We start from the raw sequence: 20,618 nt of genomic DNA, 5'->3' as shown, positions 1-20,618 counted from the left end.
CGGCGCCTCTACGCGCACTTGGGCGTCCTTCCGGGCCTCCGTTGTTCCCGTCCGTCCCCTGGGACGGGATGTCGGCTTTTTCCGAGAACCCCGGGTGGCGACCGCCCCAAGATGGACGCACGCGGGCGCCGCCGACTGATGGATCCGACTGTTGCCCGAGCACACTGGACACCGGCTGAGGAGCCCGAAATGGCGAACACCACCCTGGTTCTCGGCGGCACCGGCAAGACCGGGCGCCGAGTCGCGGAGCGTCTTGCCGACCGCGGTGTCGGCGTTCGCGTCGGCTCGCGTGCCGCCGCGATTCCGTTCGACTGGAACGAGCAGTCGACGTGGAAGGCGGCGGTCGCCGACGTATCGGCCGCCTACATCGCGTTCGTCCCCGACATCGGGGTTCCCGGAGCCGCCGACGCCGTGGGCGCGTTCGCCGAGACCGCGGTGGCCTCCGGGGTGCGCCGCCTGGTCCTGCTGTCCGGACGCGGCGCGCCGGAGGCGCTGAACGCCGAGGAGCGAATGCGTACCGTGGCCGAACAGGCGGGCGCGGAATGGACCGTCGTCCGGTCCTCGTGGTTCGCGCAGAACTTCAGCGAAGCCTTCCTGGTCGAGCCGCTTCTCGCGGGCGAACTCGCGCTGCCGCTCGGCGACGCGAAGGAGCCGTTCATCGATGCCGAGGACATCGCGGACGTCGCCGTCGCCGCGCTCACCGAGGACGGGCACGCCGGCGAGGTCTACGACGTGACCGGACCGCGGCTGATGAGCTTCGGCGAGGCGGTGGCCGCGATCGCCACGGCTGCGGGTCGCGAGATCGGGTACGTCTCGGTGCCGATGGACGACTACGCGGCGGCGGCCGTCACGGAAGGCGGCCTGGACGCGGAGACGGTCGCGTTCATGACCTTCCTGTTCGCCGAGATCCTGGACGGTCGCAACGCGCACCTGTCGGACGGCGTCCAGCGCGCCCTGGGCCGGGCGCCGCGCGACTTCACCGAGTTCGCGCGGCGGGCCGCGGCTACCGGCGCCTGGAGCACGGACTCCTGACCCGGGCGGAGGCGGGGCGTCCGGGCACCGCGGCTGCCTCCGCGCAAGGTCACGCCGCGGCTGCTCGGTCCGCCAGCCCCTTCGCGCACGCCTCGACGACGCCCTGCAAGCTGCGCCTGACCAGCCGGCCGAGGAGGGGGTTCGCCTCGAACACCGAGGACCAGGTGATCGTCGTACCGTCGCTGTCCGGAAACAGCTCCACGGTGCCTTCATAGCCGCGTACCGGCAGGCCCGAATGCACCACGTAACGCAGCCGTTTGCCCGGCTCGAACTCCACGATCTCCTCGCGCAGATGCACGGTGCCGGTGGGTCGCTTGGTGCTGAAGATGCGGATCGAGCCCAGGCCGTCGCGGTCGGCGGGGCCGGGGCGCTCCAATTTGTACGCGCCGATGGGCGTCCAGGTGGGCCAGTTCGGCCCGTCGGCGAGGAGCGCCCAGATCGCCTCAGGCGGCGCTGAGCTGCGTGCGGTCGCCTCTGTCCGATAGCCGGCCATGGTGTGTGCCTCCCCGAGGGACTCCCGCGGTGTACCAAATGGTACGCGTACCATATGGTACAGACATGAACGCCGGGAAGCCGCCCAGGGAACGCCTTTTGGCCGCGACGATCGAGCACTTCGCGGCCCACGGCGTCGGCGACCTCAGCCTGCGTCGGCTGGCCGAAGGGGTTGGAACCAGCCATCGGATGCTGATCTACCACTTCGGCTCCCGCGACGGCCTGCTCGTCGCCGTGGTGCAGGACATGGAGGAGCGCCAGCGGGCCGGGCTCGCGGAGATCGTGCGCGAGCTCGGCGACGACGTGTCGGCCGTCGAACTGACCCGCCGCATGTGGCAACGCCTCGTCGATCCGGCGATCGCACCGTACGAGCGGCTGTTCTTCGAGTTGTACGGGCGCGCGCTGCAAGGCGATCCGCACTCTGCCCCGCTTCTGGAAGGCATCGTCGAGTCCTGGCTCGGGCCGTGCGCCGCGCTGCTGGAACGCACCGGCATGTCGGCGCGGCTCGCAAGGACCCAGGCCCGAGTCGGCCTGGCCGCCATGCGCGGACTCCTGCTCGACCTGCTGGCAACCGGCGACCGCGCCGGTTGCGACGAGGCCCTGGAACGGCTTCTGCTGCTCTACGAGTTGGACTGACCGCGACGGTTCTCAGGCCGCGCGTCCTGGTGGCATCGGACGGCCGATCACGGAGCAGGGCGCCTGCTGTCCCCGGACCACCGCCCGGGCGTAGGTGATCGGCGTCATACCCAACGCACGGGCGAAGTCGCGGGCGAAGTGCGAATCGTCGAAGTAGCCGAGATCCAGGGCGAGATACGACCACCGCTCGGGAGGCATCGTCTGAAGCCGAGCCGCGGCGTCGTGCAGGCGGTAGCGGCTCAGCAGCCACTTGGGGGTGACTCCCAGGTGCTTCTGGAACGCCCGTTGCAGCGTCCGCGGAGACAGATGGAATCGCGAGCTGAGCTCTGCCACGCGCGTGAAACTCCCCCCGACGCGCAACACTTCGATCACGTCGGCCATCAGCTCGCGGGCCGGGTCGTAGGGGAACGGCATCCTGTCGCGCAGATGCCGCTCGAAACACCGTGCCGCCAGGAAGAGTTCGCTCGCGCCCGCGGTGATGACGGCGTCGGCCAGGCGTCGGCTGTCCAGGCCCGCGCCCGTATCGGGCAGGGGGCAGATGCGGTCGGTGAGGCGCGGGACGTCCTCGCCCAGGACGGTGGCCGCGGCGCCGGGACGGAAGACCATGCCGACCGCGGTGCCTTGGCCCGTGAGCCGCCACGTGCGCGGATGTCGGAGGACGCCGTGCCGGGCGACCTTGCCGCGCGCGGCGACGAGGCCCGCTTCGGGGAGCGGGAGCAGGACGAGTTGCGCCGGCTTCGAACTGTCGTGCACGTCCCAGCGCATGCGCCAGAAACGTTCCACCACACCCGCCAGGTCGGCGCTGGGCGGGCGGGAGTCGGTCGCGATCTCGGCTCCGGTCACACCGAGCACGCCCAGACCGGGGGCGGTGGACCAGGCGCGGGTGGGGAGCGTGAGGCGGGGCATGCGATTTCCCAATCGGTCGCGGCCGCAGGACATCGCCGCCACACCCGGGCCTGGGGGTCGGGGCGGGTGTGGATCCGAGAGAGACCTCAACACGTCTGTCTCATCGGGGCGTTGCCGGACGGCTGGCGGGACTTGGCGGTGCGAAGTCCACTTTGCGCGGAGGGCGGGGGCCAGACTATGTGCCAGGTGGCCTATTCCCATCCGGGCCCCGACCCGCAGCGGCCCAGGTCACGTTGCCGGCCATTCCGCGACAGGCACTCGAACGTGCGGCTCCGGCGAAGTGCATTTCTCCGAGCGAGGGCGTGGCACCGGGTCTGATGCGGGCCTTGGCGCTGTGCGAGCGGCAGCCTTGGCGGTACGGCAGGCTGACGAATGGCGTTGCTTGCACGAGGAAGGTCGCGAGGGGGCAGTCGCATGGCATCCCGTGATCGGAACCGCGAGGCATGGTGGCGGGACACCGCGGACACCTTGGTCGGACGCACGGCCGAACTCGCCGACGTACAACGGCTTCTGGCTGACGGTGAGCGCCTGGTCACGATCACCGGACCCGGCGGGATCGGCAAGTCCCGAGTGGCCCTGCGTACTGCGCACGAACACGAGCTGTTTTCGCAACAGTCGGTCGCCGTCGTCGACCTGGTCTCCGCCAACAGTGCCCTCATGGCGGAGCGGGCCCTGCTGGACGCGGTGGCCGACGGATCGCACGTCACAGCCCAGCCGCTGACAGCCGCCGTGGGGGTGATCCACGACCGGCACTGGCTGGTCGTGCTGGAGACCTGCGAACACCTGCTGGCGGACGTCGCCCACATGGCGCGCACGCTGCTCGCAACTTGCCCAAATGTAAGGATGTTGGCCACGTCGCGCAGCCCACTGGGAGTGCCCGGCGAGGTCGTACGGCTCCTGCCGCCGCTGGATGTGGAAGGGGCGGATCCCCAAGCTCCCGGGGCAGTGCGGCTGTTCCTCGACCGAGCGGAGCTTGCCGACCGGGAGTTCACCGCGGACGAGACTGTCCTGGGGGATGTCAGACGCGTTGTTCGCGCGCTCGACGGCATCCCGCTGGCGATCGAACTGGCCGCCGCCCGCACGCGCATGCTGAGCGTCGCGCAGATTGCGGAGTCCCTGAGCCCCGGGCGCCTGTCGGGCGGGTCGCGTGGGGGAGACGTACGGCACCGGACGATGCGGCGCTGCCTCGACTGGAGCTACCAGATGCTCGGTGCGGAGGAGCAGGCGGTGTTCCGCCGACTGGCAGTCTTCGAGGCTCCGTGGACTCTGGAGGCCGCGGCCGGCGTGTGTGCGGACGGCGTCGGCGTCACCGCCGACCGAATTCCGGAGGTCGTGGCCTCGCTTCACACGCAGTCGCTGGTGACCGGCGTCGGCGCAGGTGGCGGCCGGTTCCGAATGCTTTTGCCCATTCGCGACTATGCGCTGCACGCCCTTCCGGAGGCCGCCGACGGGGATGAGGCCCGCGGCGGGGCGCCGGAGGAACTGGCGGAGCGTCACATGCGGTACTTCGTCGGGGTCGCGGAGGACGCGGAGCGGCAAGGCGCGGAGCTGGACCCCGAGTTGCGCGCCGGCCTCGACGAACAGGGGCCGGACATCCGGCGGGCACTGGCGGAGGCCTGCCGCCGAGGTGCTTCGGAGGCCCTGCGCATCACCGCCGCCCTCAGCGGCTATTGGCGGATCGCGGGACGACTTTGCGAGGCCGAGGGTGCGACCCGCTTCGCGCTGGCAACGGCCCCTGAGCAGTCGACGGTCACACGCGCCCGTACGCTCGCCACGCGGGCCAACGTCCTTGCCTGGACCGGCGATTTGCCCGGCGCGCGACGGGTGGCGCAGGAGGCCGTCACCGTGGCGGACGAAACCGACGACGTGTCGGCGCGCGCGTACGCGGCGGTTCGTCTCGGGACGGTCGTGGCTCCCGGCGACCCGACAGGCGCCAGTGCGTTGTTTGCGTCCGGCATCGACTCCGTCGAGGAACACGGTGATCCGTCTCTGCTCGCCGACGCCTTGGTCGGACTCGCGTTGTGCAGGCTCTGGCAGGGGGACTACCGCGAGGCCGCGGATCTGGGCAGCCGTGCCGCGGCTGAAGGCGTGGCCATCGGGTTCGACAACGTCGGTGCGCTGGGCCGTTGGTGCGCGGCCCATCATGCGCTCGTGCGAGGCGAGTTGCGCCGCGCCGCGTCCCTCGCCGCCGAAATGCTCGAACTCACCGGTGCGGACGGGGTCGAGCCGACCAACGAGGTCGACCGGTTCGCGCGGAACTGCGCGGCCGAGATCCGGATCGTGGTGGCGGCGGCGCAGGGGGACACGCGTACCGCTCTCGCGATCGCCGAAGTGGCCGTGCTCGGGGGAGGCGGGACCCTGGTACCGATGGGGGTTGCGGCTGTCGTCCGCGCGGCGGGCTTCGCCCAACTGTCTTCCGGAGACCTCGCGGGCGCGGAGCGCAGTGCCCGACGTCTGCACACGATGGCGGACAACGGTCTTGTCGTGATCGGCCGGTATGCGCACGAGATTTCCGCCCAGGTGGCCCTCGTCCGCGGCGACATCGCCGCCGCGCGAGGGCACGCCGCCGCGTTGGCGACATTGGCCGTCACGCTGCCGAACCCGCATGCTGCGGTGGTGTCCCGGATCGTCGAGGCGGAGGCGGACGCCCTCGAAGGGGATCCGACCAAGGCCGAGGGCGACCTTCAAGAGGTCTTGATCGGTGCATTGGCGGACGGCCTGGACGTGGTCGTGGTCGCCGCCTTGGAGGTCCTGGCCGAAGCCTCAACCGGTCGCGGCGCGTTCCAGAGGGCGGCCGCGCTCCTCGGCGCGGCTGACGCCTGGCGCGAGTCCCACGGTGTGCGGCGGGCCTTCGCGGAGGACCGGCGCCGGGACCGGATCCTCGCGGCGCTCGCACGGTCCGGCGCGGTCGACGCGGACACGTGGGGTCACGCCGAAGCACCGATGTCCCTTGCCGCGGCGGTGCGTTACGCCGACCGGACACAAGGACGGCGCCGACGTCCCGACCGCGGGTGGGGCGGTCTGACACCGGCGGAGCGGGACGTCGTCCTGCTCGCGGCTCAAGGGCTGAGCAACCCCGAGATCGCGCAACGGCTGTTCATCGCGCGGGCGACGGTCAAGGCGCACCTCAGCAAGAGCTACGCGAAGCTCGGTGTCGCGAATCGCACGGAACTCGCGTCGTATGTGAGGCAGGCGGGGCACACGAACCCATGATTCGTGCTGTCGAACGACGTACTTGGGGCGGTTCAGTCACCCCTGCCGATGTCATACCTTGTCGAAGGCCGACGCGAGCTGGGTGCGGTTGGAGACACTGAGCTTCGCGAAGACGTGCGACAGGTGGTTCTTGACGGTGCCCGGCGCGATGAAGAGTTCTTCGGCGATCGCCTTGTTGTTCAGGCCACTTGCCGCCAGCGTCGCCACGCGCAGTTCCATGCGGGTCAGCCCGCTCTGCCCTGCGTCGGTTCCCCTCTTGCCACGGCCTCGGCTCACGTAGTCCGCAAGTTCCTTCAGCGGCATCTGGGTTCCTACCTCCACAGCCTTCTCTCGCTGATCTCGGGGAAGCGCTGCGGCGGCGCGGTCGATCAGGGCCCGTGCCGACGCCGAGAGCGGCGGGACTCTCACCAGACCGCGTACCCTCCGTGCTTCACGCACTCCTGCGGCGAGCCGCGTCGCGCGTTCGTGAAGTCCGCGTGCCGCCGCGACGCCGACGAGCACGTCCAAGGACGCCAAGGCGTCGATCCACCAACCGTGTTCCGCGCACACCCGCAAGACGTCGTGTGCGTCGGCTTCCGCGTGTGCGGTGTCGTCCGACAGTTGGGCCGCTTCCGCCTCGCCGATCCGGGCCACGATCTCGGCCCGCCGGTTCCCCAACTTCCGGGCGATTGCCCGTATCGCGGCGGCGTGCTGCCGCGCGTCGTCCGAGCGTCCTGAGGCCAGGGCGGCGTGCATGAGGATTTCCTGCGCGTGCCAGGCGAGATAGCCGGTGCCGTCGCGTTCCAGATCGAACAGGTGGACTCCCACGGCATGCGCCGCGTCCAGGTTCCCCGCCGCGAGTTCGGCGAATCCGAGCGCGTGGCGTACCGGGCTCATGCCCCAGCGTACGGATTCGTCCGTGGACGCGGCGAGTTCGGCACGGGCCCGGATCAGACCGCCTTCGGCGTCCCCGGTCATCACCGCGAGCAACACCGTGACTTCCGTGGCCGCGCTGCGCAGCAGCGGGTTCCCGGTGACCGTCCAGGCATCGAACCCCTCGGCGATCGCCGCCGCGGTTGCCACATCCCCGGCCACACGTGCCTGATGCGCACGTCCCCAACGGTTCCAGAACAGCGCGCTCCTGTGCCCTACGGCCGACGCGACCGCGTCGCCGATGCGGGCGGCGGCAGCCATACGGGGGTAGTTGTCCTGCCAGTGGTAACTGATCGCGAGACTGGACAGGGCATCGGCGAGTGCGACTTGGTCGCCGCAATGCACAGCCAGAGCGACGGCCTGCTGCAACTGGGTCTGTGCGGCGCAGGGGTCGAGCATTTGGCGGGCGGTGGCCAGCGCGGTCAGGGCGAACGCCTCGTCGTGGGGGTGCCCGTGCGTCCTCGCGAGGCGCAGCGACTCCTGGATGTCGTCCAGGGCCTCGGGGAGACGACCGTGCCAGAACGAGAGCCAGGCGTGCTGCGCGATCGCTCGCCCTCGTACCGGATTTGTCGAGTCCGTGGTCGCCTCGGTGGCCCGCAGGGCGCGTTCCAGCGCGTCCGAACCCTCCAACTGGTGTCCGCCCACCCGCCAGTAGAGGCTGAGAGCGGTGGTGAGGCGTAGGGCGTCCTCGCTGCCGATGCGGCAGGCCGCGTCGAGTGCGGCACGGAGATTGGGGGCCTCGGTGTCCAGGCGTTCGCGCAACGCGGGGTCCAAGGCCCAGCGTTCGCGCTCCGCGGTACGCGCGAAGGAGACGTAGTACGCACGGTGCCGGTCGGAGGCCAGGGTGTCGTCGCCGGACTCGGCTGCCAGTCCGGCGGCGAACTGACGTACCGGCACGAGCATGCGGAAGCGGCGATCGCTGTCGGTCGAGACCGACTCGACCAGGGATTTGTCGCGAAGGGACAGCAGGGCTTCCAGCACGTCTTCGCGGTCTATGGGGTGGGCCGGGTGGTATCCGGAGTCTGTTGCTTCGGCCGGGGTGGGTGTGTCGGGGGCGTCGACTACATCGACCGCGGTATGTGTGGCTGCTGCGGCTTGTACGGCGGCGTCCGCGCACACGAACTGCGCGGCGTCCAGGGTCCATCCGTCCGCGAAGACGGACAGTCGCCGGAAGACGAGCAGTTCGACGTCGTCCAGCAGCGCGCGGCTCCACTCCAGGGAGCGCCGCATCGTGCTGTGCCGCCCTTCCCGTGCCGGACCAGGGTCGGCGGAGCGAAAGGCGGCGAGGAGCTCGTACATGTGGTGGCCGTCGTCCCCCCGGCCGCACGCAGCGAGCTCGATGGCCAGCGGGATGCCTTCGAGTTCGGCCACCAGCTGTTCGACGAACTCCGGTGCCACCCGGCTGTCGCCGAACCCGGGCGGGACGCGGGCGGCGAACAGCATCGCGGCGTCACTGGGGCCTGGCTCGTCCTCGACACTCCGCATCGCCAAGGACGGCACACTCCACAGGAGTTCTCCTGGGAGGCCGAGGGACTGCCGACTGGTGGCCAGGATCCTCACGTTCGGACAAGACGCGAGCAACGCCCCGGCGACGCGGGCGGCTTCGTCGACGAGATGTTCGCAGTTGTCGAGCACCAGCAACACCGGTTTGTCGTCCAGCACTTGCTGGGCGACGCGCAGGGGAGAGACGGCCAGGTCCGTACCGATACCCGCCGCCTCACAGACCGCCGTCTCGACCAGCCGGGGATCCTCCAGTGAGACAAGGCTGACGAAGACCACCGACCAGGCGGCCCGTCGGGACCAGTCCTCCGCCGCCCGGAGAGCCAGCCGGGTTTTCCCGATCCCGCCCACGCCGGTGAGGGTCACGAGCCTTCGGCTCTCGACCGCCAGCAGGACGTCGCGCAGCTCGCGCCCGCGTCCGATGAAGCTGGTCGCCGGCCGGGGCAGGCCGCGTGGTCGGAAGCGGAGGAATCCGCGCACGATGGCAGCGGTTGCGGGTTCGGAACAACGTCCCGCGTTCACGGCCATCTGCTTGTCCTCAGGCTGTGGAGAGAACGCCTTCGCCGTCGCAGTGCGCCGCGCATCGGGCGCCGGGCCGGCGATGGGCACCATCCCCGTGATCGACTTGTATACCGGCTGTTATACCCAGGCTGCGGCCCCGGTGGCTTCCGGAAGTCCCTCGCCATCCATCTGATCGCGGTGTCGACTATCCCAGGCCGTTGCCAACTCGGCGCGGCCGTGCCGTGGAACCGCGACGGCGCCCTGCTGCGCGAGCTCATAAAGGCGGTTGCGGATCCCCGCACTCTCCTCGGGGACATGTCTGTCGAGCTCGCCGTGTGGCGGCACCACCACGCGCCGGGCGGCCTGCGTACACGGCGGCCCGCGGCGTCTGGTGCCCGCAAGGATCCTCCGGGCGGGCCCGTGGGTGAGGTTCGGGACGACGAGGACTGAGCCGCGGGCGGGGCCGGGGTGCCTCGCCGTACGGGCGCCGAGTGCCCGGCAACTCCACCGGGGATCCGTGGTGGCAAAGGGGTTCCTGACCCGCCCGCAGGATCACACCGTCAACTGCTTGCGCAGAGCGATGAATTGCTCCTCAACAGCCTTGTGCTCGCTCGGTCCTGCCGCGGACCAGAACGACACGAACATGTTGTCGTCGCCCCATTCGCAGATCATGCGGCCGGTGTCCGCCCAGCACCGCTGAACTCCCTTGTCGGCGACGGCGACCTTGACTTCGGACATGCCGGGAGGGCCGGACTGCCCGACGTACTCGGCGGGCGTCGTCTCCGGCCCCCGAGTTGCCACCACGAGGAGCACCATTTGGCTCTGGTCGGTGGGACTTGGGCCGTAGACGGCCGTCTGTACGCGCGCGAGGTCCTTGGCGTAGCCCGCGTTCGACCGGCCTACCAGCCGGGTCACGGTGGGGTTGCCTGCCTGCGGCAGACGTGGCACCCCGCCGATCTCCGCGGGAAGTTCGAACTCGACCACCGCCCCGCCGCCACCGGAGGGCTTGGTGGTATGCGCCGTGCTCCCGGCCCCGGAGGACGACTGGGTGGGCTGCTTGGCATCAGGCGGCGTGATTTGCGGCGGACTCTGTTCGCCGGGAGTGGCCGTCGCTATGCCCTGGGCGCTCGGCTGATCCGTTGCCGGGTCGTCGTCGTCACCGCATGCCGTCAGGAACGCGGCCATCGAGAGCGTGAACGCCGCCACGGGCACGAGGCGCCGGCGACGGCCGCGACGTCGGCGGGCGTCGTGGTGGGACGGCGCCTCGGTGGAGCGGGGCGTAGCGGCCGGTGAAGGGGCCGTGGCGGGAGGGCGGTTGGTGACCGCGTAGATATCCATAACGGGGAACATCCTTGGACAAACGTGATGTATCCGGCCTGGATAAATGCGCCGTCCTGGAGATGCGTCCGCCGAGCCCGTCCGGCGCCTTGCGGACCGAGTGCCGGTCCAGGACCATCTCACGATTGTGCGGACCGAGAGGACGTCGACGCGTGGAAAAGTGCGACGAGTAGCCGGGGCAGCGGCCTCCCGGCGCGTACATTCGCCCCGCCCCGCAGGCCTGCCGAACCGCCCGCAATTGCGTGCCGCCCACACCGCTCGGGGCGCCGTGGTGTCGCATTCTTCCGGGACTTCACCCGCCCACGTCGGAATCATCGTCAGTAGTTGCACCTGGATCGCGTGGTCCGGGGAGGTTTGCCCGGACGCCGTGACGCAAGGAACAAGAGGCCCAGATGAAACTGTGGAAGAGCACCGGGCGACGGCAGTCGGCCAATCAGCGCACACAGTCTGCCCGCCGCCTCAAATCCGGTTTCTGGGCGGCGGGACTGGCGGTATTCCTGATCGGCGCCGAACCCGCGGTGGCGCAGGCGCAGTCCGCCCAGGGATCCGACACCGCGTCGAATCGCGGAGGCTGTCGTTCCCAACTGTCGCCCGGAGACCACATGTTGATGGTGGACGGCGTCGGCGTGGCGCTGTACGTACCGGAGGGGCAAGGCCGCAAGCACATCCCCCTCGTCCTGGACCTGCACGGGTCGTCTTCATCGGGGCTTGAGCAGATGGAGAACGACGGGATTCGCGACGTCGCCGACGCGAACCGATTCGCCGTCGCCGCCCCGAACGGGGCCGTTCCCGTATCCCCGGCGCCAGGTGTCAACGGTTGGGCCTGGAACATTCCCGGTGTGCCGCTCGCAGGCACCACGGTTTTCCCGCCTCCCGGCACACGTGACGACGTCGCGTTTGTCAGCCGCGTTATCGACGTCGCCCGCCAGGCCGCCTGCATCGACCTTCGGCGCGTATATGCCACCGGGGTGTCCGGCGGCGGACGTATGGCATCGCAACTCGCATGTGATCTGGCCGGACGTATCGCGGCCGTTGCCCCCGTCAACGGGGTCCGGTTCCCGCTCGCCACGGACACGCCGCCGCGTACGGTCACCTGCGACCCCTCGCGGCCGGTCCCCGTCATGGCAATTCACGGCGCCTGGGACCCGATCAACGTGCTGGCCGATACGCCGCCGCCCGAGGCCCCCGGCCTGCCCGCGCCCATCGGTGCTCCGAAGCCGGGCACGTCCTGGAGTTACTCGGGCGAGACCGCGGTGGAGCGATGGGCGGCGAACAACGGCTGTCGGCTTGACCGCCCGCGCGTGACCGAAGTGACAGATCACATCGACAAGATCGCCTACCGGGGCTGCAACCGTGGCGGCGACGTCGTCCTGTACCGACTCGACAACAGCGGGCACGCCTCACCCGGACACGGTTCGCCCGAATACGAAGCGGTGTTGAATCCCACGAACAACGAGGTCGACGGCACCGTGATCGCCTGGCAATTCCTCGCCCGACACCGTTTGTGACGGAGAACGCCGGCGTGCCCACGCGCCCTGCCGTACCTCCGGCAGGGCGCGTCAGCACGCCGAGGAACTGGGAATGTGGTGGGTGTGAAGGGACAACGTGGCCAGGCGCTCCTGTGGGAAGTCCGCGGCAAGGTCGGGAAGCAGACGATCGAGGTGCCCGCACTGCCGCCCGGACCAATCCTGATCGAGGCGCGCCTGATGGAGGACAAGTCCTTCTCGGTGAAGGGAGACGGTCTCAACGACAAATTCGGGCGCTGCGCATCAGGCACCGAGGACGGTGAACGGGTGCTGTGGTGCCGTCCGGCCGAAGCGAGCCGTTCCCTCAAGGTCAAAGCGAAGACGCCCTGGCACCTGCAATTCCACGGCCCCGAGGCCGCGACTGAACTCGTCGACACGGTCACCGGAGCCGGTTCGGACGTCCTCGCCTACCACGGGCCCGCGGCGGACGGGAGGTTGCGAAGCCTTCCGCATCCGGACGAGTACCTCAATGCCATGATCGACGACTGGCTGGACCCCTTCATCGCGTTCCTCGTCCCCTTGGACGAGATTCCGCCGCGGCAGGACTTCCTGGACTTCCGGGCCACCCCGGACCGGTCCAAGGACTTCTCGTTGACGCGTCCCTGCCTCATCCAGGTGTCGGCGGTCGACTGGTGTGAATGGGCCGTCACCATGGACACGCCCGCCCAGTGAGCACGCGTGCCCACTTTGCGCGTCCCACGGGCCCAGGGAATCCAAACTCCCCTGAGCGACGCCGCCGGCGGCGTCACCAGTCAGGTCGTCCCGTCCGCAATCATCCGCATCAGTACTGGTGGGTTTGGAGTCGCCCATGCGTCACCTCGCCGTCTTCCTCGCCTCGTCCGACGGCCGCGACCCGGCCCACGCCAAACTGGCCGCCGCCGTGGGCACCGAGTTGGCGCGGCGCGGGATCACCCTCGTCTACGGAGGCGGACGCCGCGGGCTGATGGGCGTCCTGGCGGACAGCGCCCTGGAGGCGGGCGGCGAAGTCATCGGCGTCATGCCCCGCGGGATGGCCGCCAGGGAATGGGCGCACGAGCGGATCACAGAGCTCGTCCTGTGCGACTCCATGCACGAACGCAAGGAGCTGATGGCCGAGCGCGCAGACGCCTTCATCGCCCTCCCCGGAGGCCTGGGCACCCTGGAAGAGTTCTTCGAGGTCTGGTCGTGGCGCCAACTCGGCTTCCACACCAAGCCCGTCGGTTTCCTCGACACCGGAGGCTTCTGGACGCCCCTACTCGACGCCCTCCACGGCCTGGTGGACGCCGGCTTCCTCCCCGCCGCAACCATGGACGACCTGGCCGTGGAACCCGAACTCCCCGAACTGCTGCGCGCGTTGGCCAACCGCCTCCAACATCCCCCGACCCCCGCCCACGGCACGTAGGTCGTGTCTTCACATTCTCGTTCCAGCCGGACCCCCGAGGGCCATCCGACGGGAATGTGAAGACAGTCCCCAGAACCGCCGGCCGTGCGCGTTCCCGAACACCTCAGCCGACGGTCCGCCGAGGTGCACCACGGTCATCATCCGCACCTGGCCACTACCACCCCCCCGAGCCACAAGCCGCACCGCCCAGCGAGACCCGAGCGCGAGGACACCGCCACACCCAATTGCGCCGAACCCACGTCCGGGCTCACCGCCCGTCGTCGAGCCATCTGGCGGTGAAGAGTTCCAGCGGCAGCCCGTCCTGCCACACCCCTGATACCGCGAGCTGCACAGTCAGCGCGACAAGACCCACCGCCGCCGGAAAGGCAGCCGGTCAGCGATCGACGCCGCCCAGCACGGGATCGGTGCTCGCCAAGGACGCCACGACGTCCGCGACCAGACCGCCTTCGACCATCGCCGCGACGGCTTGGAGATTGGTGAAGGACGGGTCGCGCAGGTGTACGCGGTAGGGGCGCGGCCCGCCGGTGGACACCAGGTGGCAGCCCAGCTCGCCGCGCGGGGACTCCACGGCGGTGTACGACTGGCCGGGCGGTACCGCGAAGCCCTCGGTGACCAGCCGGAAGTGGTGGATGAGGGACTCCATGGAGGTGCCCATGATCGTCCGGATGTGCTCGGCCGAGTTACCGAGCCCGTCCGGCCCCAGGGCGAGTCGGGCCGGCCAGGCGACCTTCTTGTCCGCGACCATGACCGGGCCCGGCTCCAGGCGGTCCAGGCACTGTTCGACGATGCGCAGGGACTGCTTCATCTCGGCGATTCGCAGCAGATACCGGTCGTAAGCGTCGCAGCCGGCGAGTGTCGGTACGTCGAACTCGTAGTCCTGGTACCCGCTGTACGGCTGCGCCTTGCGCAGATCGTGCGGCAGCCCGGTGGTCCGCAGGATCGGGCCGGTGGCGCCCAGCGCCATGCAGCCGGTCAGGTCCAGGTAGCCGACACCGACGGTCCGCTTCCGGAAAACCGCGTTGTCGTCGAGTAGTTGTTCGTACTCGTGGATCCGTTCAGGCAGAACGCGCAGCAGCTCTCGGACACTTGACTCGGCGTCCGGGGGCAGATCCTGCGCCAGGCCGCCCGGGCGCACGTACCCGTGGTTCATGCGCAGACCCGTGATCGCCTCGAACACGTCGAGCACCAGTTCGCGGTCGCGGAACCCGAAGGTCATCACGGTGAGTGCGCCGAGTTCCATGCCGCCGGTGGCGATTGCGACGAGGTGTGAGGAGATCCGGTTGAGCTCCATGAGCATGACGCGGATGACGCGCGCCCGCTCCGGGACCTGGTCCTCTGCCGGGCCGGTCAGGCCGAGGAGCCGTTCCACGCCGAGGCAGTAGACGACCTCGTTGAACACCGGCATCAGGTAGTCGGCGCGGGTGAGGAACATGACCGCCTGGGTCCAGTTGCGGTACTCGCAGTTCTTCTCGATACCGGTGTGCAGATAGCCGATGCCTAGCCGGGCCTCGACCACGCGTTCGGCGTCGAGTTCGAGGATCAGGCGCAGCACACCGTGCGTGGACGGGTGTTGCGGGCCGAGGTTGACCACGATGCGTTCGTCGGCTGTCGCTTTCAAGTCGCCGACCGCATCCGCCAGTTCCTGCCCCGAGTCGACGAACACCTCGCGACGCGGCCCCGCACGTGCTCCCGCTGTCATGGCGCACCCCCCTGACGCGCGGCCAGCGCCGGGATTACGCCTCCGGCGAGGACGGCTTCGCGTTGGCGGGTCGAGAGCCGGTGAGTGGCCTGGTACGTCTCGTCCTTCGTGCTGTTGCGCACGACGACTTCGGCGTCCTCGCCGTCAAGCGCGGCGCGCAGTCCCACCAATTCCAGCGCGTCCCCCTGTTCAATGCGGTCGTAGTCCTCCGGGTCGCTGAACTCCAGCGGCAGGACACCGAAGTTCGCGAGATTCTGCCAGTGGATCCGGGCGTACGACTTCGCGATCACCACACGCAGGCCGAGCAGCCGCGGGGTGATCGCCGCGTGCTCACGCGAGGATCCCTGGCCGTAGTTGTCACCGGCGACGACCATGTGCGGGCCGCTCTGCCGGGCACGTTCGGGGTAGTCGGGGTCGATACGGGTGAACGTGAAGTCGGCGAGCTTCGGCAGATTGGAGCGGTACGGCAGAGCCTTGGCCCCGGCCGGGGAGATCTCGTCGGTGGACACGTCGTCGCCGGCCTTCAGTAGCACCGGACCATCCAACTCATCGGGCAGCGCGTCGAGTTCAGGAAGCGCCGAGATGTTCGCCCCACGCACCAGGCCGACTTCACGAGCCTCGTCCGGCGACAGCGGCGGTTCGAGCATCCCGCTGTTGACCGAGGCGTGCTCGGGCAGTTCGAGGTGCGGTACGTCGACGTCCTCCCGGAGCGCCCACGCGCGCGGGTCGGTGAGGTGACCGACGAGTGCGGACGCCGCCGCGGTTTCCGGCGAGCACAGCCACACCGAATCGTCGGCGGTGCCGGAGCGGCCCGGGAAGTTGCGCGGGAAGGTCCGCAGGGAGTTCTGCCCGACGGCCGGCGCCTGGCCCATGCCGATGCAGCCAAGGCAGCCCGCTTGATGGATGCGCGCGCCGGCGGCGATCAGGTCGAACGTCCCGCCCATGTGCGTGAGGTCCTGAAGGATCTCCCGCGAGGTCGGGTTGACGTCGAAGCTCACGTCGCCCGAGGTCTGGCGCCCCTTGACCATGGCCGCGGCGACCGCGAAGTCACGCAGCCCCGGATTCGCCGAGGAACCGATGACGACCTGGCCGACCGGCGTACCCGCGGCCTCCCGTACCGGCACCACGTTCCCCGGCGACGCGGGCTTGGCGACCAGCGGCTCAAGCTCGGACAGATCGATGTCTTCCGTCAGGTCGTACCGGCAACCGGGATCGGCCGAGAGCGGGACGAAATCGTTCTCACGCCCTTCCGCCCGCAGAAAGTCGCGGACCGCGTCATCCGAAGGGAAGACACTGGCGGTAGCCCCAAGTTCCGCCCCCATGTTGGCGATGACATGCCGATCCATCGCGCTGAGCCCGGCCAGGCCAGGCCCGTGGTACTCGATGATGCGCCCAACACCGCCCTTGACCCCGTGGCGGCGCAGCAATTCCAGAATGATGTCTTTGGCGCTCACCCAGTCGGGAAGCTCCCCGTGGAGCCGTATGCCCCAAATCCGCGGCATACGCAAGTGCAGCGGCTCACCCGCCATCGCCAGGGCCACGTCGAGACCGCCCGTGCCGATCGCCAGCATCCCCAGCGACCCAGCCGCACATGTGTGCGAATCAGAGCCGATCAAGAGCCTGCCCGGAACCCCGAACCGCTGCATATGAGTGGGATGCGAGACACCGTTGCCAGGCTTCGAATACCAAAGCCCAAACCGCCGCGCGGCCGATCGCAGAAAGGCGTGGTCCTCAGCATTGCGCTCGTCCGCCTGCAGGAGGTTGTGGTCAACGTACTGGACGCTCAACTCAGTACGAACCCGATCCACCCCAAGCGCTTCGAGCTCCTGCATCACCAAAGTCCCCGTGGCGTCCTGAGTGAGCGTCTGGTCGACCCGCAGCGCAACCTCTTCCCCCACCTCCATCCGCCCCTCGACCAAATGCCCGTCAACAAGCCGCCGCGCAACGCTCAACGGCCCACTGGTCTCCCTGTCGGCGCGCCCAACCACAAAGCCCACCTCCCAGCCGCACTCAGCCCGGTCCCCTCGCCCCGCGGCTGCCCACACCCCCACAAATCACACCCCGAGAGCCCCAATGACCCCCACCACGCGGTAATCGCCCTCCACAACAGCCGCACGACGCAACCACGCCACAAGCCGAGCCCAGCGGCACCCCGACCCGACGACGCGGAGCCCGGCGGATCGGATACGGAATTGCCCCGGGCTCCTCCTGCCACAGGAGGAGCCCGGGGCAGCCGTTGCCTCACGCTCGCCCGACCGGAACCGGCCACTACAGGCCACCGGGGCGGCCGTACCAGACGCGCCGCATCCCGCCGGGCTCAACCGTCAGGCCAAAGCGGTCCGGCGTCGGCGGGCCCTCCGCAAACCACCACCCGTGAGCCGCCTCGATGTCCGCCCACACATTGCGGCCAATTCGCCGTCGCGTCGTCCTGCCCGTCGTCCTCCCACCCTCACTCCGAGCAGATCTCGCAGGATGCGGAAGTCAACGTCGCCAGTCGGCAGCACGGACATTGATACGGCCCGCCGTCCTCCCACCGCGGCCTGGACGACGCTGAGCCCGCCATCTGAGAGTCCAGCCACAGACCCTAGAACCGGCGGCTCGTTGGTAGCCCGCCGTTATCCGCAGGGACACATGGCTCTGGCAGCACCCGGACTTCCGCCCCTCACCCACCCCTGACCTGCGGCCCGACCATACGAACACCCGTTTCGGTCGGTACGTCACGGCTGAGCACCTGATGGAATCGGCGAGCAGTTCGGGTGCGTCAAGGCGCACGACAGGCTCAACCCCGCGCATACGCAGCAGCAAGAGCCAGCGGACAGTCTGGACAGGATGGTGCGCAAGCAGCCTAGAAAGGGCACAGGTGGTACGGACGTGGTGCGCGGCGCCTGAATAGGTCTAGACAACGAACAAGGCCCAGGTCTCTGACCTGGGCCTTACGTCTGGAGCGGGCGACGAGAATCGAACTCGCGCTCTGAGCTTGGGAAGCTCATGTTCTACCATTAAACTACGCCCGCGTTGCTGCCCTGGTGGGGGTCGCGGGTCACACTGTACCTGATTTGGTTGGTGGGGTGCAGGCGTGTTTGGGGGCGGGGGCGGGTCGGGGGAGTGCCGTTTGGGTGTATCGGCGGGGCAGCGACTACCCTCGGTCTGTGCTGCTTTCGGACAAGGACATTCGCGCGGAGATCGACGCCGGTCGGGTTGGCATCGACCCGTTTGAGTCGGAGATGGTGCAGCCGTCCAGTGTGGATGTCCGGCTTGATCGGTTTTTTCGGGTGTTCGAGAACCATCGGTACCCGCACATCGATCCTGCCGTGGAGCAGCCGGATCTGACGCGGCTCATCGAGCCGGACGGGGACGAGCCGTTCATCCTGCATCCGGGCGAGTTCGTGTTGGCGTCGACGTACGAGGTCATCACGCTGCCGGATGACGTGGCGAGTCGGCTGGAGGGCAAGAGTTCGCTCGGGCGGTTGGGGTTGCTGACGCACTCGACCGCCGGGTTCATCGATCCAGGGTTCTCGGGGCACGTGACCCTGGAGTTGTCGAACGTGGCGACGCTGCCGATCAAGTTGTGGCCGGGGATGAAGATCGGGCAGTTGTGCCTGTTCCGGTTGTCGTCGCCGGCCGAGTTTCCGTACGGGTCGTCGGTGTACGGCTCGCGGTACCAGGGGCAGCGGGGGCCGACGGCCTCGCGCTCGTTCCAGAGTTTCCACCGGACGAAGATCTGACGGTGGAGGAAGCGCCGACTGCGGGTGCAGAAGACATGATCGCGGTGCGTGTGCGCCGCCCGAACACGTAGGTAGGGCCCCGACAATGACCGACGTGCGGGAGAACCTGACTTGGGACCTGCTCGGCACCGCGACGCGTGATCTTGCCGCGCGGGTGGCCGAGGACGGGTACGAGCCGGACATCATCCTGTCGATCGCCCGCGGCGGCGTGTTCGCGGCGGGGGCGCTGGCGTACGCGCTCGACGTCAAGAACCTGCACTTGGTGAACGTGGAGTTCTACACCGGCGTCGGCACCACGCTGGAGATGCCGATCATGTTGGCCCCGGTGCCGAACGTCATCGACTTCACGGACAAGAAGGTGCTGGTCGCGGACGACGTCGCCGACACCGGCAAGACGCTGAAGCTGGTGCGCGACTTCTGCGAGGGCGCGGTGGCCGATGTGCGCTGCGCGGTGATCTACGAGAAGCCGCAGTCGTCGGTCAAGTGCGAGTACGTCTGGAAGTACACCGAGGACTGGATCAACTTCCCGTGGTCGGTGCTGCCGCCGGTGGTGACCCGGGAGGGCCAGATCCTGGACGCGTAGCCGGGACGCACACGCACGGACGCACGCACGGACGAGTACGCACGAGTACCGCCCGACCAGCGCGGACAGCACCAGCCAAGACGAAGGCCCCGACGCCGGGTGGGTGGCGCCGGGGCCTTCGTGCGGCACTGTGCGGCACTGCTGGGACCCGGGCGTCCGTGAGCGGGTACGGCCCGAGTCCGGCCCGGTCCCGCGGTCCCGCACGGTGTGGCCGGGCAGCCGACCGTGCGGGGTGGTCGCGGGGGTGGGCCGGAAAGCGTTCAACCACTCACCTCCTCGCGCACGTGCGGGGGTCTGGCCGGGTCCTGCTGGCAGGAGCGGACCAGGGTTCCGAGGAGTTCGACCGCCTCGGGGAGCCGCCGGTCGGCCGGGTCCGGGGGCACGGCCCAGCGGGGCTCGGGGCCGTCCGCGCCGCACGGGCCGGACGGGGCGGGGACGACGTGGCCGAGGCCGTGGTGGCGTACGTCCAGGTGGGCGGCGTCGTTGTGGTCGATCGTGTACCAGTAGACGTCGCGCGCGCCGGGGCGGACGAGGAACAGCATGCGGTCGGACGGCAGATGGACGACCGGCCCCGGCGTGAAGCCGAGGTGGTTCAGTTCGTGGATCGCCGCGTAGCCGACGTGTGCGGGGGCGTCGAGGACGTCGAACTCCAGGCCGGTGGCGAGCAGTACGGAGTACGGCCGCCTGCACCACCACGTCCGGATGACCTCGGACGAACGGCTCGCGGCCGCCAGGCCCGCCTCGTCGCCGGGGTGCGCACCGGGCTCCGGGCAGTGGGGCGACCGGCAGGAGCAGCGGCCCTGGTCGACGTAGGCACCGGGAAGTACGGGCCATCCCCGATCCGTCGCGTAGAAGAGGGCGGCGGCCTGCAACGCCGCTTTGGTGCGTCTCCGCACGAGCATGTCCGGTCCTTAACCGCGGCGGTGGTACGTCCCGGACTCGCTGGGGGAAAGCCGGGGACCGCCGCGTGGTCGCGTGCGCTGGATGTGCAGTTCCTGTCTCGTTGCGTTCCCGTGAGACGAGGAAACCGCGTCGCGCACGCGACCGGAAGATCCATCCGAGGGCCACGTGGTGCCGCTTGTGGTCCGGGTGGTCCGCTTGTGGTCCGCTTTGCTCGCTCCGGCCCCTGTGCGGCGCTTCGTGCGCCCGGTCAGCCGGCCGCGGCCGCTGCCGG

General features: G+C 69.5%; 15 protein-coding genes and 1 tRNA gene. 8 read left to right on the top strand and 8 right to left on the bottom strand.

Translation table 11 applies throughout. The annotated features are described in order from the left end of the window. The first annotated feature begins 189 nt into the window (after positions 1-189). Positions 190-1,032, top strand: a complete 843-nt coding sequence (locus ACRX5S_RS06835) for an NAD(P)H-binding protein (RefSeq protein WP_436771865.1) — start codon at positions 190-192, stop codon at positions 1,030-1,032. A 49-nt stretch (positions 1,033-1,081) separates the two neighbouring features. Here the strand turns inward: ACRX5S_RS06835 and ACRX5S_RS06830 are convergent, their stop codons facing one another. Then, entirely contained in the window at positions 1,082-1,525 is a 444-nt protein-coding gene (locus ACRX5S_RS06830; protein ID WP_436771864.1) for an SRPBCC family protein, read from the bottom strand. A 65-nt stretch (positions 1,526-1,590) separates the two neighbouring features. On the opposite strand from ACRX5S_RS06830, the gene ACRX5S_RS06825 reads away from it, so the two are divergent. Then, a complete protein-coding gene (locus ACRX5S_RS06825) occupies positions 1,591-2,160 on the top strand; it encodes a TetR/AcrR family transcriptional regulator (protein WP_436771863.1) in 570 nt (189 codons plus the stop codon). Between the two features lie 12 nt (positions 2,161-2,172). Here ACRX5S_RS06825 and ACRX5S_RS06820 read toward each other — a convergent pair whose 3' ends face one another. After that, complete coding sequence (locus ACRX5S_RS06820; protein WP_436771862.1) at positions 2,173-3,066, bottom strand: helix-turn-helix domain-containing protein; 894 nt, start codon at positions 3,064-3,066, stop codon at positions 2,173-2,175. 414 nt (positions 3,067-3,480) lie between these two features. Between ACRX5S_RS06820 and ACRX5S_RS06815 the strand changes: the two genes are divergently transcribed. Next, positions 3,481-6,279: a LuxR C-terminal-related transcriptional regulator gene (locus ACRX5S_RS06815; protein WP_436771861.1), complete on the top strand. Its 2,799-nt coding sequence runs from the start codon at positions 3,481-3,483 to the stop codon at positions 6,277-6,279. A 51-nt stretch (positions 6,280-6,330) separates the two neighbouring features. On the opposite strand, the gene ACRX5S_RS06810 is transcribed toward ACRX5S_RS06815, so the two are convergent. Both ACRX5S_RS06810 and ACRX5S_RS06805 read right to left on the bottom strand, forming a co-directional pair. Continuing rightward, positions 6,331-9,219, bottom strand: coding sequence for a helix-turn-helix transcriptional regulator (locus ACRX5S_RS06810; RefSeq protein ID WP_436771860.1), 2,889 nt, complete (start codon positions 9,217-9,219; stop codon positions 6,331-6,333). A gap of 525 nt (positions 9,220-9,744) precedes the next feature. After that, the gene (locus ACRX5S_RS06805) at positions 9,745-10,530 is read right to left on the bottom strand and encodes a hypothetical protein (protein WP_436771859.1); all 786 of its coding nucleotides are present in this window, start codon (positions 10,528-10,530) and stop codon (positions 9,745-9,747) included. A 392-nt stretch (positions 10,531-10,922) separates the two neighbouring features. Between ACRX5S_RS06805 and ACRX5S_RS06800 the strand changes: the two genes are divergently transcribed. From ACRX5S_RS06800 to ACRX5S_RS06790, 3 genes are all read left to right on the top strand, one after another. Further along, positions 10,923-12,038 carry an alpha/beta hydrolase family esterase gene (locus ACRX5S_RS06800; protein WP_436771858.1) on the top strand — a complete coding sequence of 372 codons (1,116 nt, stop codon included), beginning with the start codon at positions 10,923-10,925 and terminating at the stop codon, positions 12,036-12,038. An 84-nt stretch (positions 12,039-12,122) separates the two neighbouring features. Further along, a complete protein-coding gene (locus tag ACRX5S_RS06795; protein ID WP_436771857.1) occupies positions 12,123-12,728 on the top strand; it encodes a hypothetical protein in 606 nt (201 codons plus the stop codon). A 136-nt stretch (positions 12,729-12,864) separates the two neighbouring features. Further along, entirely contained in the window at positions 12,865-13,437 is a 573-nt protein-coding gene (locus ACRX5S_RS06790) for a TIGR00730 family Rossman fold protein (RefSeq protein WP_436771856.1), read from the top strand. Positions 13,438-13,810: 373 nt separating this feature from the next. On the opposite strand, the gene ACRX5S_RS06785 is transcribed toward ACRX5S_RS06790, so the two are convergent. The 3 genes from ACRX5S_RS06785 to ACRX5S_RS06775 form a co-directional block, all read right to left on the bottom strand. Continuing rightward, positions 13,811-15,136, bottom strand: coding sequence for an NADH-quinone oxidoreductase subunit D (locus ACRX5S_RS06785; RefSeq protein WP_436771855.1), 1,326 nt, complete (start codon positions 15,134-15,136; stop codon positions 13,811-13,813). Then, positions 15,133-17,088 carry an aconitate hydratase gene (locus tag ACRX5S_RS06780; RefSeq protein WP_436771854.1) on the bottom strand — a complete coding sequence of 652 codons (1,956 nt, stop codon included), beginning with the start codon at positions 17,086-17,088 and terminating at the stop codon, positions 15,133-15,135. The genes ACRX5S_RS06785 and ACRX5S_RS06780 overlap by 4 nt, the downstream gene beginning before the upstream one ends. A gap of 988 nt (positions 17,089-18,076) precedes the next feature. Continuing rightward, positions 18,077-18,150, bottom strand: a tRNA-Gly gene (locus tag ACRX5S_RS06775). Between the two features lie 135 nt (positions 18,151-18,285). Between ACRX5S_RS06775 and dcd the strand changes: the two genes are divergently transcribed. Then, positions 18,286-18,861 (top strand): dCTP deaminase, encoded by a 576-nt coding sequence (gene dcd / locus ACRX5S_RS06770; RefSeq protein WP_436772227.1) that lies wholly within the window; start codon positions 18,286-18,288, stop codon positions 18,859-18,861. A gap of 85 nt (positions 18,862-18,946) precedes the next feature. Next, positions 18,947-19,444, top strand: coding sequence for a phosphoribosyltransferase (locus ACRX5S_RS06765; RefSeq protein WP_436771853.1), 498 nt, complete (start codon positions 18,947-18,949; stop codon positions 19,442-19,444). A gap of 260 nt (positions 19,445-19,704) precedes the next feature. Here the strand turns inward: ACRX5S_RS06765 and ACRX5S_RS06760 are convergent, their stop codons facing one another. Then, positions 19,705-20,346, bottom strand: a complete 642-nt coding sequence (locus ACRX5S_RS06760) for a bifunctional DNA primase/polymerase (RefSeq protein ID WP_436771852.1) — start codon at positions 20,344-20,346, stop codon at positions 19,705-19,707. Between the last annotated feature and the right edge of the window lie 272 nt (positions 20,347-20,618).

It is taken from the genome of Yinghuangia sp. YIM S09857, assembly GCF_051388915.1.
Taxonomy (GTDB): Bacteria; Actinomycetota; Actinomycetes; order Streptomycetales; family Streptomycetaceae; genus Yinghuangia.
The sequence above is the reverse complement of the archived record's forward strand: the minus strand, read 5'-3'. Positions and strand labels throughout refer to the sequence as shown.